The sequence below is a fragment of the Enterobacter sp. R-25 genome (assembly GCF_049913205.1).
In the GTDB taxonomy this organism is placed as follows: Bacteria; Pseudomonadota; Gammaproteobacteria; order Enterobacterales; family Enterobacteriaceae; genus Enterobacter; species Enterobacter ludwigii.
The window spans coordinates 3,046,705-3,060,762 of record NZ_CP183982.1; the positions used below are offsets into that span (position 1 = coordinate 3,046,705).

General features: G+C 46.3%; 12 protein-coding genes. All 12 read right to left on the reverse strand.

Going from position 1 to position 14,058, the window contains the following annotated elements:
- Positions 1-84: 84 nt before the first annotated feature.
- Positions 85-1,239 carry a polysaccharide pyruvyl transferase family protein gene (locus ACN9MQ_RS14635; RefSeq protein WP_063215320.1) on the reverse strand — a complete coding sequence of 385 codons (1,155 nt, stop codon included), beginning with the start codon at positions 1,237-1,239 and terminating at the stop codon, positions 85-87.
- A complete protein-coding gene (locus tag ACN9MQ_RS14640) occupies positions 1,236-2,744 on the reverse strand; it encodes an oligosaccharide flippase family protein (protein ID WP_063215318.1) in 1,509 nt (502 codons plus the stop codon). Before ACN9MQ_RS14640 ends, ACN9MQ_RS14635 begins: the two co-directional genes overlap by 4 nt.
- Before the next feature lie 39 nt (positions 2,745-2,783).
- Entirely contained in the window at positions 2,784-3,773 is a 990-nt protein-coding gene (locus tag ACN9MQ_RS14645; RefSeq protein WP_052951141.1) for a nitroreductase family protein, read from the reverse strand.
- Entirely contained in the window at positions 3,770-4,318 is a 549-nt protein-coding gene (gene rfbC / locus ACN9MQ_RS14650) for a dTDP-4-dehydrorhamnose 3,5-epimerase (protein ID WP_047742849.1), read from the reverse strand. The genes ACN9MQ_RS14645 and rfbC overlap by 4 nt, the downstream gene beginning before the upstream one ends.
- Positions 4,319-4,321: 3 nt before the next feature.
- On the reverse strand, positions 4,322-5,200 hold the full coding sequence (gene rfbA / locus ACN9MQ_RS14655) for a glucose-1-phosphate thymidylyltransferase RfbA (protein WP_014170805.1): 879 nt from the start codon (positions 5,198-5,200) through the stop codon (positions 4,322-4,324).
- A 51-nt stretch (positions 5,201-5,251) separates the two neighbouring features.
- Positions 5,252-6,151 (reverse strand): dTDP-4-dehydrorhamnose reductase, encoded by a 900-nt coding sequence (gene rfbD / locus ACN9MQ_RS14660; RefSeq protein ID WP_020883271.1) that lies wholly within the window; start codon positions 6,149-6,151, stop codon positions 5,252-5,254.
- Entirely contained in the window at positions 6,151-7,236 is a 1,086-nt protein-coding gene (gene rfbB, locus ACN9MQ_RS14665; protein WP_426021392.1) for a dTDP-glucose 4,6-dehydratase, read from the reverse strand. Before rfbB ends, rfbD begins: the two co-directional genes overlap by 1 nt.
- 349 nt (positions 7,237-7,585) lie before the next feature.
- Positions 7,586-8,482, reverse strand: a complete 897-nt coding sequence (gene galF, locus ACN9MQ_RS14670) for a GalU regulator GalF (protein WP_020883269.1) — start codon at positions 8,480-8,482, stop codon at positions 7,586-7,588.
- Positions 8,483-8,660: 178 nt separating this feature from the next.
- A complete protein-coding gene (wcaM, locus tag ACN9MQ_RS14675; protein WP_426262645.1) occupies positions 8,661-10,052 on the reverse strand; it encodes a colanic acid biosynthesis protein WcaM in 1,392 nt (463 codons plus the stop codon).
- Positions 10,053-10,064: 12 nt separating this feature from the next.
- Positions 10,065-11,285, reverse strand: a complete 1,221-nt coding sequence (wcaL, locus tag ACN9MQ_RS14680) for a colanic acid biosynthesis glycosyltransferase WcaL (protein WP_014170810.1) — start codon at positions 11,283-11,285, stop codon at positions 10,065-10,067.
- Positions 11,282-12,562, reverse strand: a complete 1,281-nt coding sequence (wcaK, locus tag ACN9MQ_RS14685; protein ID WP_032678527.1) for a colanic acid biosynthesis pyruvyl transferase WcaK — start codon at positions 12,560-12,562, stop codon at positions 11,282-11,284. Before wcaK ends, wcaL begins: the two co-directional genes overlap by 4 nt.
- A gap of 17 nt (positions 12,563-12,579) precedes the next feature.
- Positions 12,580-14,058: a colanic acid undecaprenyl disphosphate flippase WzxC gene (gene wzxC / locus ACN9MQ_RS14690; protein ID WP_032678528.1), complete on the reverse strand. Its 1,479-nt coding sequence runs from the start codon at positions 14,056-14,058 to the stop codon at positions 12,580-12,582.

Genomic DNA, 14,058 nt, shown 5'->3' on the forward strand with positions numbered 1-14,058 from the left:
GACTCGACACATCGAAATAAAAATAAACCTTCATTTCGGGTCATTACAATAACTGGAAAAGAGCTACATTTCATGCAAAGAATCCTAATCTATTTTATCCCGTAAGCTATCCATTAAGAATTCTTCTGATAATACTCGTTCATTTGAAAGAATAGCATCGACTTCTGTGTAATTTATAGGGCGCATTTTTTTGTACGTGTCAATGAAATTATCATCAGAGGAACATATTCTATCTTCAATACCAAGCATCGTTAACAAACTTTTTAGTCTGGATAGCCCCCTTGATTCATTAACGCAACAAATAAAATCTTTGTGATATAGTATACAGAAACATACACAGTGAAATGAATCAGTGATAATAATTTCGCTTTCTTTAATATTACTTAACCACTGACCAACAGTGTAATATGCAAACCTATTTTCAATTCGATTATAATAAATGTTAGTAACGGTTTTATTATTAAACAAACCAAACTGCTCAATATTAGATGTAAATGTATGATCAACATCCAGTTTATAATAAACGATTTGCTTGGGTGTTGAATCAATTTTTACCTCCGATGCAATGATTCCATCAAAGAAATCTTTGCCCGCTAGTAATGTAGGATCCAATACATGTGAGCTCTCTTTCTGAAAAATAGTTTTACAAATTGAAATCCCTGACTCTTCTCTAACAGAGACTGCATCGAAATCATGAACCAAATTGGCAATATCAGACGTTACAAATTTATCTGTAATTTCCCAATAATCGACACCAAAACTTGCTGCATAAGAAATTTTCTTACAAGTACTTGGCAAAAAGCTTAAGAAATAGACTTTATAGTCATTTCTTCTATTATACATTGTAGGGCGCCACACTTGGTCACTTCCAACTATAACAGCATCAAACTCTAATTTCTCATTTTGTAGACATTCTAAGGAGTCGAACCGTTTTGTACGATTTATCCATGCTTTTCTGAAATCTTCAAATACTTGATTATTACTAACATCATGCTTAATAATTATCTTCTTACCAAGAATAGTTTTAATTAATTTTGTTAAACCAATCTTCTTGGAGAGTTTTTTTGCTACAGAGAATGGATTTATTTTTATTTCGGGAGAAGAAATATAGTCAATATGTTTTACGATGAATCCTTTATTCTTTAAAACATTTTCTAAGGCTGCTGCTTGTAACACAGCACCATAGTTATGATCAGAATACTGGAAATTTATAATACCGACTTGTTTTATTTTTTTCACTTTCTTTTATTCCGTTTTAAAAAACTTACAAAAATTTGTCTTTCTGATTTCGTATAAAAAAGAAGGGTTGAGCAGAAACCTATGATTGCCAGTCCTGTCCATTGCAAAAGTATATTAAGTTCAAACCAATGCATTAATAACTTTAGATAATTTGCTGTTATTAAAAATAAAACAGAAAAAATAACGGTCTTTAAATGGGTTGTAAAAAATGTGTACTTCGGTTTATTCATAATTGCAGCAGCGTACCACGGTATGAAAAAAGCATTTTTTACTGTAAGTGTTAACGTGTAAGCAATAGCAATGCTGTAATAGCCGAATGTTGTTCTATTGAAAATAATTAGCGAAAGACATATTCCACTGAGGGCTAATGCAATATTTACTACAGCAGGTATTTTGATTTTTTTAACTGCAATGTTTATGGACAGTATTGGCAAAGTACCAAGATTGATAATTAATGGGAGTACCATCAATATTATTAAAGGCGATAATTTTACGAAATCAGCACCTAACCATAAATCAAGTATTTCTTTTGAATATATACAAAGTATTATGATAGGAACGGCTAACGTTAGACTCAAAAACTTAACAAACGCAATAGTAATATCAGCCAGCTGCTTTAGCTGTTTTTTCTCATACATAATTACCATTACAGGTCCTAGACTACTAGCGACGAGTCCTGCCATCGATCTTAATAAATCACTAAATTGAGTTGCTACCGAATACTCTCCATTAGCCTTGCTACCCATTAACATATTAACTAAAATTAGGTCTGTCTTTAAAAAAAGAATCGTCCCTATTTGATCAAACAAAACCCAACCACTGAATGCTGTAATTTCCTTTGCTCTCTCTTTTTTGAAAAATCTTATTTTAATTACAAGTTCGGGAGTTAATATTTTCCACGTGATTATGGCGTATATAAGATAGCACAGCTCTGAAAGAACGATTGAGATTCCAATAAATGTTAGACTTATAAAACCGGAGTTAATAAAAATAAAAATAGCAGAGATTTTACTAATATTACGTATAATGTTCCCAATCTGCATCAAATCTATTCTATTTTTTGCATACATTGCGACAGATATCGATGAGCTAATCATCGCTAAAACAAATGATATTAAGACCGCTAAAAATAGATTTACGGTATCGTCTTGATAACCATTTGGTATATTTAGAAAATAATCTATGTGAACAATTGGAATAAATAAGACAACTGACAAGACTAAAACATATAATAAAATCAAAATAAAAGAAGTGCTAAATATTTCGTTGGCTTGTTTAAATTCTTGCGAAATGAATTTTTCAATCAGGAATCGATTTACCGAAGCAGTTAACGACTGAGCAATAACCCCCATATAGAAAGTCAGGAATAGAGCAATAGGTATTAGTCCATAAACCGAAACCCCAAGCTTTTTTACCAGAACCGGTGTTAATATCAATCCAATAACAATACTTACCAAAAGGTTAAGAAAGTTTGTAGATATATTTTTCGCTATTTGTTTTTTCATTGTTAATAAGTATAAGCCATCATTAAAGATGGCTTTTTATTAATGTACCTGGTAGAAGGTATCTACTGGTAGTCTGGGTGATTTTGCATATATTGCATTAGTACTTGGATAACCAAAAGCAATAACCAGTATGATGGATTCATTTTCGGGAATTAGATTAAGTTTTTTAAATCTTTGCTCAACACGGGCTGAATTACACCAATTTAGCGGGCATGTTGCCAGCCCAAAATGCTGCATAGAATACATTAGATTCATCGAAAATATTCCACCGTCTGTATATGGTTGATTACGTTCATCATGAGAATAAAACGCACGTAAATCACTAGTAACCACTGCTATATAAGGAATGTTTTCTTGAAACCCAGCATTGCCGTTTTGGAAATTTAATACATTATTTTTTAAGTCACCATTAAAAAAATGGACTCTCCAGTGTTGACGATTACATACAGAAGGTGCAGTTATTGATAAGTCGACTACTTTTTCGAGTAATTCTTTATTTATTTCAAGCGACTTATTAATATCAAAATTACGGCAACTTTTTCGTTCGCGAATAAAATCCGCCAACGACCGTTTCGATGATTTGTCATAAACAACACCCTGGCTATAACCTGCTAGTTCACACTCCTCACAATCAAAATCATCTGCAGGGATCTTACCAATATTTTTTAAAAAGAAAGAAGGCAATTCGTGTCCAATTTCCTCATGAAATTTAATATAAGCCTTCAATGCCCCAACACCAATATAATAAACTGAATCTGTGTTAAATGAACTATTATAACTGGCCAAATTATCAATTAATCTTGGTATAACCTCTTTTCCAAAACCAGGCCTAGGTTCTGGGAGAGTAAAAGCTTTTTCTATTCTATGCTTATCTTGTAGTATCCAAGATTGCAGTTTTTGTTTGTCTTGTGAGGCCTGTGATGCCTTAGTATAATATTTTTTAAATTTGAGATAATCATAAATTATATTTATCTCAAGACCTATTAAAGAAGCAATTTTACCTTTTATTTTTCTCATTAGTGTTTTCATTCTTTTTCTCTATCAGATAATAAAGGGGCACACAAATCCTTCCCTGACAATAAATATTCAACTCCTATTTCTGGCCAAGAAATTGCTAATTCTGGATCACGAAAATTGATGCTACCTTCAGAACTTGGCTTATAATAATTAGTAGTTTTATAAACAAACTCAGCCATCTCGCTCAACACCAGAAACCCATGAGCAAACCCTTCCGGGATCCACAACTGACGTTTATTCTCAGCTGAAAGATTCACCCCAACCCATTTCCCAAATGTAGGCGAAGATTTGCGAATATCAACCGCGACATCAAATACTTCCCCTGCAACACAGCGCACCAGTTTGCCCTGTGCATAGGGTTCCAGTTGATAATGCAAACCACGCAGAACTCCTTTGCAGGATTTTGAATGATTATCCTGCACAAACTCAACTTTACGTCCTACCGCCTCTTCAAAAACTTTCTGACTGAAACTTTCAAAGAAAAAACCACGATCGTCACCAAATACTTTTGGTTCAAAAATTAATACATCTGGTATATCAGTTTTAATTACGTTCATGTCTTAGTAACCTTTAATCATCTTCAGCAGGTATTGGCCATATGCATTTTTCTTCAACGGCTCAGCCAGCTTCTTTACCTGCTCCGCATCAATAAACCCTTTGCGATACGCAATCTCTTCCGGACAGGAGACCTTCAGCCCCTGACGCTCTTCAATTGTTGCGATGAAGTTACTTGCTTCAATCAGGCTCTGGTGCGTACCGGTATCCAGCCAGGCATAACCACGTCCCATCATGGCAACTGACAGACGTCCTTGCTCAAGATAAATACGGTTGATATCCGTAATTTCAAGCTCACCGCGCGCAGAAGGTTTCAGGTTTTTAGCCATTTCTACAACGTCGTTATCGTAGAAATAAAGGCCCGTAACGGCATAGTTACTCTTAGGCTCCAGCGGCTTTTCTTCCAGGCTGATTGCCGTACCGTTTTTATCAAACTCCACAACGCCATAGCGTTCAGGGTCGTTAACGTGATAGGCAAATACAGTTGCACCATCATCTTTATTCAACGCAGCTTCAAGCTGCTTCGGCAGATCATGTCCATAGAAAATGTTATCGCCCAGCACCAGCGCGCAGCTATCGTCACCAATGAACTCTTCGCCAATAATAAAGGCCTGTGCAAGTCCATCAGGGCTTGGCTGAACTTTATATTGAAGGTTTAATCCCCACTGGCTGCCGTCGCCCAGAAGTTGTTCAAAGCGCGGAGTATCCTGCGGCGTACTGATGATGAGAATATCTTTGATCCCCGCCAACATCAGCGTTGACAGCGGATAGTAAATCATTGGTTTGTCATAAATTGGCAGCAATTGCTTGCTCACAGCCATAGTAACTGGGTAGAGACGAGTGCCAGATCCACCAGCAAGAATAATACCTTTACGCGTAGCCATTGTAATTTCTCTATAAATGCAAATTGCCCGAAGCCGGGCAATTATTTAATATTAGATTGATTCAGCGGAAAAAAGCTCGGTGAGCATTCGCTTAACGCCAACATCCCATGCCGGTAAAACCAGGCCAAAGTTGCGCTGGAATTTCTCTGTATTTAAACGCGAATTCTGAGGACGACGCGCAGGCGTAGGATACGCAGTGGTAGGAACGGCATTGAGCTTTTCAATTTCCAGTTCAATCCCCGCCTTTCTGGCTTCATCGAAGACTAACGCGGCATAGTCATACCAGGTGGTCGTGTCTGATGCAACGAGATGATAGAGGCCAGCCACTTCAGGTTTTACCATGGCCACACGGATAGCATGCGCGGTACAGTCAGCCAGTAACTCAGCGCCTGTTGGCGCACCAACCTGATCATTGATTACGGAGAGTTCTTTACGCGCTTTCGCCAGGCGAAGCATTGTTTTTGCAAAGTTATTGCCTTTGCCGGCGTAAACCCAACTTGTGCGGAAAATCAGGTGTTTAGCGCAATGTGCCTGGAGCGCTTTTTCACCGTCGAGCTTGGTCTGTCCATACACATTAAGAGGTGCGGTCGCATCCGTTTCGCGCCATGGCGTTTCGCCATCGCCTGGAAAGACGTAATCAGTAGAATAGTGGACAACCCAAGCACCTATTTTCGCCGCTTCTTTCGCAATTGCCTCGACGCTGGTTGCGTTGAGCAGCTGTGCGAATTCCTGCTCTGATTCAGCTTTATCGACTGCGGTATGCGCTGCTGCATTGACGATGACGTCAGGCTTAATTACACGGACGGTTTCAGCGATGCCTTCAGGGTTACTAAAATCACCACAGTACTCTTCCGACTTCACATCCAGTGCAATCACGTTTCCTAACGGTGCGAGAGCGCGCTGGAGTTCCCAACCCACCTGCCCTGTCTTGCCGAACAGAAGAATGTTCATTATTGACGTTCTCCGTAATTCTGTTCGATCCAGGTCTTGTAAGCACCGCTTTTAACGTTGTTAACCCAGTCCTGGTTGCTCAGATACCATTCCACGGTCTTACGGATACCGCTTTCGAACGTCTCTTCAGGCTTCCATCCCAGCTCAACACCAATTTTATGCGCATCAATCGCGTAGCGGCGGTCATGCCCGGGGCGGTCAGCGACGTAAGTAATTTGATCGCGATAGGAACCTTCTTTCGGCACGATTTCATCCAGCAGATCGCAAATGGTGTGTACCACATCCAGATTCTTCTTTTCGTTATGCCCACCGATGTTATAAGTTTCACCCGGTTTACCCTGGGTTACAACGGTATACAGCGCACGAGCATGGTCTTCAACATACAGCCAGTCACGGATCTGGTCGCCTTTGCCGTAAATTGGCAGCGCTTTACCGTCCAGCGCATTCAAAATCACCAGCGGGATCAGCTTTTCAGGGAAGTGATACGGGCCATAGTTATTTGAGCAGTTGGTCACGATTGTTGGGAAACCGTAGGTACGCAGCCATGCGCGTACGAGGTGATCGCTGGACGCTTTAGAGGCGGAATACGGGCTGCTTGGAGCATAGGCTGTGGTTTCGGTAAACAGCGGTAGCTCAGCAGACGCAGGATGTTCATCAGGATGCGGCAAATCGCCATACACTTCATCCGTAGAGATGTGGTGGAAACGAAACGCCGCTTTAGCCGCGTCATCCAGCGTCAACCAGTAAGCTCGCGCGGCTTCCAGAAGGACATAGGTACCCACAATGTTGGTCTCAATAAACGCAGCGGGGCCGGTAATAGATCGGTCAACGTGACTCTCTGCCGCAAGGTGCATCACCGCATCCGGTTTGTGCTCGGCGAAAATACGATCCATAGCCGCCTTATCGCAAATATCCGCATGTTCAAAGACATAACGATCGCTACCATTAACGTCGGTCAGTGACTCCAGGTTACCTGCATACGTCAGTTTATCCACATTAACGACTGCATCCTGGGTATTTTTAATAATATGCCGCACCACCGCTGAGCCGATAAAACCGGCACCGCCCGTAACAAGAATTTTCACGTTAGCTCTTCCATCTATTGGGTATATCGAGATATTGATGCTCAGGAAACCGATTAAAAATATCGTTTTCAGAAATTTTGCACGCTACCGCCCCTGGCTTAACAGCTACCAGTGCACTGAGCGAAAGTTAGATAAAGGATTTTGGGTCTGATTACAGACAAAAACTGGCGTTAATTGTCATCCTAAATGGTCTTAGAAACAAGCACAAATCGTTACAAATCAGTCCACATTTGAATCAGATAACCCCATGTTATCATTATAATTAATAACAAAAAACGGCAGTCACCATTTTGGTTATGTTTTACATAGCCAAATGATAACTGCCGCTTATTCAAAAGACAGAGAGGAATCAGTCGTTAGCCAGCAACTTCTCAATCCGGCTTCTGAACTTCTGACCTTCCTTCAGGTTACGCAGGCCATACTTCACAAATGCCTGCATATAGCCCAGTTTCTTACCGCAGTCGTAGCTGTCACCAGTCATCAGCATCGCATCAACAGACTGCTTCTTAGCCAGTTCAGCAATCGCATCGGTCAACTGGATACGGTCCCAGGCACCCGGCTCGGTTTTTTCCAGCTCGGCCCAGATATCCGCGTTGAGAACATAACGGCCAACGGCCATCAGGTCAGAATCCAGCGTCTGCGGCTGATCCGGTTTCTCGATAAACTCAACGATACGGCTCACCTGCCCTTCCGTCTCCAGCGCTTCTTTAGTCTGGATAACAGAGTACTCAGAGAGATCGCCTTTCATGCGCTTAGCAAGCACCTGGCTACGGCCCGTTTCGTTGAAGCGCGCCACCATTGCCGCCAGGTTGTAACGCAGCGGATCGGCAGATGCGCTGTCGATAATGATATCCGGCAGTACAACGATGAACGGGTTGTCACCCACGACCGGGCGCGCGCAAAGAATGGAGTGGCCCAGACCCAGCGGCTGCGCCTGACGCACGTTCATGATGGTTACGCCAGGAGGACAGATAGACTGCACTTCAGCCAGCAGCTGGCGTTTTACGCGCTGCTCAAGCAACGCTTCGAGTTCGTAAGAGGTGTCGAAGTGGTTTTCTACCGCATTCTTGGAGGAGTGCGTAACCAGGACGATTTCTTTGATCCCTGCAGCAACAATTTCATCGACAATGTATTGAATCATCGGTTTGTCGACAATCGGCAGCATCTCTTTAGGAATGGCTTTTGTGGCTGGCAACATATGCATGCCCAGGCCTGCTACCGGAATGACTGCTTTCAAATTAATCATTATTTCTTCCACCTTAAAATGGTTGACGAATTATAGCTCTTTAACCTGTTTTCGCCAGCATGATTTGCCGTGATTCTTATATGATGTTAGGGGACCACATCACAAAAAACAGTAGTTGTAATCTGAATAGATCGCGTTTCTGTGCCAGGAATAGTCGCAAAAAAAAGGCAATTGTCGATTATCTGTGCGGGAGCGCAAAATTCAGCCGCTCCGTATTCACCACCTGTTGGTCCACGCGGTCAATATCCACGGAGCTCTGCCCTTTCTCATTCACAGCCTTGATGTTCGCCAGCGACAGTAAGGTCTCATCTTTAGCCATAAACTTGCCTCGCACATCCTTACGCAGGTCGAAATTCATCTTCAGCGCCGGGCCGACGGCAGCTTCCTGCATCACGTTGATATTACGCAAGAAGAGGTGCTGCGGTTTGTTGTGCAACTCAAGCGTAGCCCGCTGCATCTCAACGTTGGTGATGGCCACAAAGGAGGTGGCGTTGCCGGAGGAAATTTGTATTCCGCGCAGTTTGTACGCAAGCTGGCGATTATCCAGGCGAATGTCGTTCAGCTTAAAGTTCTGAGGTATCGAGAGATAGTCGCCCTTTATTACACCGTAGCCGATCAGCATGCCGGCACTATTGACCATATCGACATTATCGATAATGAAATTATCACAGCCATAAATGGCTACCGTGGCGTTGTCTATTCCCGCCTTCTTGCTGAAGTCAGGAGTGATATTCTTGGCCTTAATATTGCGAATAATAAAGTGCTTACCGTTTTCGACGTGGACTAACTGACGACAGTTGCTGCCGGTGATATTTGCCACCACGAAGTTCTTCACGGTTTGCTTTTCCGGATAATCGTTGTCGTAGGTGCTGCCGGCGAGACCAATGCCGATGCCCCAGTTGATCTTGCCGTTCGTACAGTTAATGTTGTCAATCACATGATCGGAGATCAGGATGTTACGGTCATTAATGGCGACGTTCCACTCAATCGCGTCGCCCTGCAAATGGCTGAATTTACTGTTGGTGATGCGCGCGCCATCTATCTGATTATGGAATCCCTGGCGCAGGATGGCGTAGTTCGCCTGGCTTACGCTGATGTTATCAATCAGCAGGTTGCGCATGACGCGCGGCTTTTTGCCGCCAATGTAGATCTGCGTCATCGGTCCAAAGCCGCTCATTGCCAGCCCTTTGATCACACAGTCTGAACCGCGAATGTCCAGCGTAATGTTCTCCGTGCGGCCGTCACCTTCACCAATCACTTTACTGCCTTCCTGCAGCACAAAGCGCCCGCGACCATTTCCCGTTAACGCACCGCGGATCAACAGCGTTTTACCGTCAGGAATGAAAATGCCCGTATTGATGTTTTTACAGGTGAGCCCGGCAGGGACAACAACGGTGTCGCCTTCGTTAAACGCCTGCTTAAAGGCGGCGATCCAGTCGTTGTTATTGTACTGGTTAACAGAGACCGTCTTTCCGGTTGCCGCCCGCGCAATGCGGGACGACAGCAGCGGCGTAGCCGCCAGGACGGATAAAGAAGAGACAAAGGTGCGTCGGGTAATCTTTTTCAGCATACAACCTCGGCGTTACAACGTTTGCAGCAGGCTCGCTAACTGGCGATTAATCACCTGCTGGTTAAAATCTGCTTCAACTTTTTGTCGGGCGTTGTGGATAACGGGCTCCAGCGCCTGTTGGTCGATGCCGCTAAATTCGGCTAAACGATCCGCAAGGGCCATCGCATTATTCTCCGGTACCAGCCAGCCGGAGTAATCAGACTTGATTAACTCCGGGATCCCGCTGTGCAGGGTCGACACCACCGGAATACCGACGGCCATCGCCTCCATTAACGCAACCGGGATCCCCTCCATATCGCCATCGGCGCCGGTGACGGAAGGCAGCAGGAATACATCCGCCTCATCCAGCATGGCCTTCACCTCGTGGCTTGGCTTAAAGCCTGGCATCTCCACATAATCTTCCAGCTGATACTGTTCGATAAGCGTGCGAAGACGACGCTCCCACGGGCCAATACCGAGAATGCGATAGCGGAAATCCACGCCGCGCGCTCGCAGCTGGCGGCAGGCTTCGATGGCCACGTGCAGACCTTTTTTCTCCGTCAGACGCGCAACAGAGATTATCTGCAGCGGTTTTCCCGGTACCTTGACCGGGCGGCGGGTAAAGCGCTCTAAATCCACGCCCATACGCGAAACGGTGATTTTTTCCTGCGGACAGCCCATGTTTTTCAGACGCCCGGCCCACAGGTCGCTGATGGGCAGCATCATGTCGCCACGGCGGAAAAGCTGCTGATACTCCGGCGTGTAGTGGTTCAATACCTCGCGGCTGGAGATGTCGATACCGTGGAAGATGGTCGCAATCTTACCGTCAATCACCCCCAGCTCACGCAGTTTGGCGGCGGTCACGCCCGCCGGGCCAAAGTGAGCAATAAACACATCGGCGCGGTACGGCTGCGCCGTTTGACCACAAATGGCAGACAGGATCAGGTTGCGAGATTCCGCGCCATAGCGGGAAACATTCAGCGCGCGCCAGGTCGACGCACGATGGATCCCGCGTAAGGTCTGGCTGGCCCGGTGGCGCAGCTTATTTACTCTTCCTGAGGGCTCGTCCTGCAGCCAGCGGGTTTTCGCCTCCAGCCCATACTGCGTATACGCCGCATGGGTATTTTGTGTATCGCCCTTTTGCAGGGCGATGATCTCCACGTCGTATCCCATATCGATAAACGCGGTGATTTGGTTCAGCACAAAGGTTTCAGACGACAGCGGAAATTTCAGTAAGAAGAAACCAACCTTCATTTCCCCTCCCGGACGCGGTCGAGCACCGATTTCACCATCCCAATTCCCTTCTCGCGCTCGGCTTTCACCGCGACGGCCAGGCGTTCATTGATGGCAGGCAGTTGCCCCAGGGTATCGCCCACCATCGCGCCAAGCGAACCATCCAGCAGATGACGAATATCAACGGCCATTTCAGGCATGCCAAGCTGCTGCATAATGCCGGCTGACTTGTGCTCGTAGTTAATCGCAATGGCCGGCGTGCCAAAGTTCATCGAAATGATCGCCGAGTGCAGACGCGTGCCCACGGTGAGGTCACAGGCTGAGAGCAATTTGCCCATCTCGAGGTCGTTCAGTTCGTCCATCACCACGTGATAACGGGACGGATCGTTTACCAGGTTGCGCAGGTTCAGCGCCACCATGCGGTCATCTTTGTTATAGCTGTCGATGCCGGTACAGGTTGAAAGCGCCAGCACCTGGTATCCGCTGTCCAGCACACGGTTAACCACGTCAGCAAACGCTTTCTCATACGCCGCCTGGGTGGTGCCTAAACGTTTATCAAACGGTGCAAGTTCGCGCAGGGTGATGGCGACCGTTTTCTGTTTCCCCGCCACGTCCAGCCAGTGCTGCACTGCGTAGCTCGCCTGGAAACTGTCGTCCTGATGATCCACCAGCCAGGCGGTGTCCACCCCGTGTTCCACTTTAGAGGTGTCAATCTCGCTGCGTTTCATCATATCGAGGCTTACCGACTCACGCAGGATCAGGGCATCGCAGTGGCCAAAGACATAGTTTGCCAGCTGGTTAAACTGCGGATCCTGGAACGGCCCGACGCTGTGACCAATCATAAACAGCGGTTTTTTCGCCATGAATGTGCAGAGTGCGTGCTCAAACTGCGGCACACCGTAAAGATCGACGAAGAACGATCCGCCGACCTGAATAATGGCGTCGTAGCCCGACAGCAGTCGAACGAAATCCGTGAAGCCCTGAGCAATGGCGATGTTACGCAGCTTGCCGGTATCAGTTACACGGGACAGCAACACCTGGTGCTGATAGCGACGGCGCAGAACTTTCTTCACGCGTCCCATCACGCCGGCAGCGTTGTTGTGCTGCTTCATCTGGCTGTAGAGCGGGTCGCCCATTACCGGGCGGTTCAATAACCAGGAAGAGCTGACCGGATAACGGCTCATCACGTCCACTTCAGTCTCAGGCTTAAGGGTGTTAATCGCATCCAATAAACCGCGCAGAATGGCGCTGTCGCCACGGTTGCCACAGGTATGGTTGCCAAGAATAAGTAATTTCATAATGGCCTCTTAAATAACTAGCCTGCGCGAAGCAGCGTTTTCATTTTTTCGTTACGGCAAAACTGGCGCTTCATCTCCACCACCAGCGCATTACGTGACAGCACAATCATCGCGCCAAACGCCAGTGCACCTGCTGCGACCTGTATTGCCAGCATGGCCGCGAGCGGCAGATGGCCAGTGAGCACGATGCCCAGTCCATAGCTCACCACAAGGGTAGGCAGTGACAGATAAAACGGCAGCCACAGGCTCAGAATGTACTGCCGGTAGCTGGAGCCCAGCACCGGCTTGATCATCACGAAGTAGCTCAGAACGGTGTTGATGATCTGCACCAGCAGAAAACCAAGCGTGACCCCAATGGCGCCGGCCATATGTCCACCGACGATAATCGCCGGAATAAACAGGAACGTTTTAAACACGTTGAATTTGAAGCTGATATCAACCCGCGCTTTAGCCATCAGCAGTGAGCCAATCGGGTTGCCAACGGATCGCAGCAGCCCCACCACGCACAGCAGCTGCAGGATCGGGATAATGCTGTTCCACTTCTCGCCAAACACCAGCGGCACGAAGTTGCTCGAGACCACCATCAGCCCCAGCAAAACCGGGAAATTGATAATGCCCACCACAGAGAGCAGCTTGTAAAAATTGACGCGCAGCTTCTCGGTGTCGTCCTGAATTTTGGCGAACGCCGGGAACAGTACGCGGGTGATAATCGGGTTGAGCTTCATTGGTGGTACTACCGCGACGTTGTACGCCAGGTTGTACCCGCCCGCGACGCTCGCCCCGAGGATGCGTGCCAGCACCAGCGTGGAGAGGTTAGTGTTGACATAGTTGATGATGCTGTCGGCGGTGAGCCACGCGCCAAAACGCAGGTTGGATGACACCGAAGCGAGAGAGAAATGCAGCCCAGGACGGTAAATCTTGCGACCAAAGTAGCCGAACAGCAGCGTACGCACGGCAGAGTTAACCAGATACCCGAGGATAGCGGTCATGGCCAGCGGCCAGAAATGGGCGCTGACCACGGTAAAGGTAAACCCTGCGAGAACGGCGCTGGTCTCGATCATCCCAATCTTGTTGAATTCCAGCTCTTTCTGCATCAGCGCGCGGAACTGTTGCCCGTGCGGGATCACCACAAAAGCAAACGAGAGCGTACGCATCAGCGGTGCCAGATCGGGGTTGTGCAGCACGCTGGCGATGGTATCGCTCAACAGGAACACCAGCACGAAAACGAACACCCCCAGCCCAACGTTCAACCAGTAGAGCGTGGTCAGTTCCAGATGGCTGATCTCTTTGCGCTGGATAATCGAGTTAGCAATTCCGAAGTCAGACAGCGTATCGGCCAGCGCGATAATCACCAGCGAGACAGTCAGCAGACCGAACTGGTGGTTATCGATAATGCGCGCCAGCACCGTCATCTGCACCAGGCCGAGGCCAATGATGACAATGGTCGCCATCGCTGACCATTTGGCGCCGCTGATGGTTTTTTCACGTAAGCTCAT

Coding starts and splice junctions, on each gene's coding strand:
- ACN9MQ_RS14640 (WP_063215318.1), bottom strand. CDS start 2,744: ATGAAAAAACAAATAGCGAAAAATATATCTACAAACTTTCTTAACCTT.
- ACN9MQ_RS14645 (WP_052951141.1), bottom strand. CDS start 3,773: ATGAAAACACTAATGAGAAAAATAAAAGGTAAAATTGCTTCTTTAATA.
- rfbC (WP_047742849.1), bottom strand. CDS start 4,318: ATGAACGTAATTAAAACTGATATACCAGATGTATTAATTTTTGAACCA.
- rfbA (WP_014170805.1), bottom strand. CDS start 5,200: ATGGCTACGCGTAAAGGTATTATTCTTGCTGGTGGATCTGGCACTCGT.
- rfbD (WP_020883271.1), bottom strand. CDS start 6,151: ATGAACATTCTTCTGTTCGGCAAGACAGGGCAGGTGGGTTGGGAACTC.
- galF (WP_020883269.1), bottom strand. CDS start 8,482: ATGATTAATTTGAAAGCAGTCATTCCGGTAGCAGGCCTGGGCATGCAT.
- wcaM (WP_426262645.1), bottom strand. CDS start 10,052: ATGCTGAAAAAGATTACCCGACGCACCTTTGTCTCTTCTTTATCCGTC.
- wcaL (WP_014170810.1), bottom strand. CDS start 11,285: ATGAAGGTTGGTTTCTTCTTACTGAAATTTCCGCTGTCGTCTGAAACC.
- wcaK (WP_032678527.1), bottom strand. CDS start 12,562: ATGAAATTACTTATTCTTGGCAACCATACCTGTGGCAACCGTGGCGAC.
- wzxC (WP_032678528.1), bottom strand. CDS start 14,058: ATGAGCTTACGTGAAAAAACCATCAGCGGCGCCAAATGGTCAGCGATG.